The 567-nt window shown below is 68.1% G+C and carries 1 protein-coding gene and 1 pseudogene; both read left to right on the plus strand.

The annotated features are described in order from the left end of the window. On the plus strand, positions 1-241 hold a 241-nt coding region (locus OA56_RS08515), incomplete at its 5' end, for a DUF4351 domain-containing protein (protein ID WP_461584645.1). Continuing rightward, positions 238-567, plus strand: a pseudogene (locus OA56_RS08520) (nucleotide sugar dehydrogenase); the annotation flags it as partial. The gene OA56_RS08515 and the pseudogene OA56_RS08520, both read left to right, overlap by 4 nt.

The following is a 567-nucleotide window of genomic DNA, read 5'->3' on the forward strand; positions in this document are numbered from 1 at the left end:
CATCAAAGAACAAATCCGTCAGCGCGAGCAGAGCGCGCTGCAACAGGGGCTGCAGAAAGGTAAGATCGAAGGACGCCTCGAAGGCGAGGCGCTTCTGCTGCAGCGCCAGCTCACGCGCCGATTCGGCCCCTTGCCCGAGTGGGCACGGCAGCGCCTGCAGCATGCTGCGCCTGACGAGCTGGAAACCTGGGCCGACCGGGTGCTCGATGCGCAGCGCCTTGAAGACGTATTTGCTCCATGAACGCACATCCCACTGACCAACCCCATTCTCCAGCCGCCCCTCTGGCGGTGATCGGCCTCGGCTACGTCGGCCTGCCGCTCGCCGTCGAATTCGGCAAGCGCCGCCCGGTGATCGGCTACGACCTCAAGCGCGAACGCATCGAAGAACTGCGCCGCGGGCTCGACCGCACGCGCGAAGTCTCGGCCGCAGAGCTCGCCGCCGCCCGCCACCTCAGCGTCACCGACGACCCGGCCGAACTCGCGCGCTGCAGCATCTTCATCGTCACCGTGCCCACCCCCATCGACCGGCACAAGCGCCCCGACCTCACGGCGCTGCTGGCCGCGAGC

This window comes from Tepidiphilus sp. HLB4 (assembly GCF_054823945.1).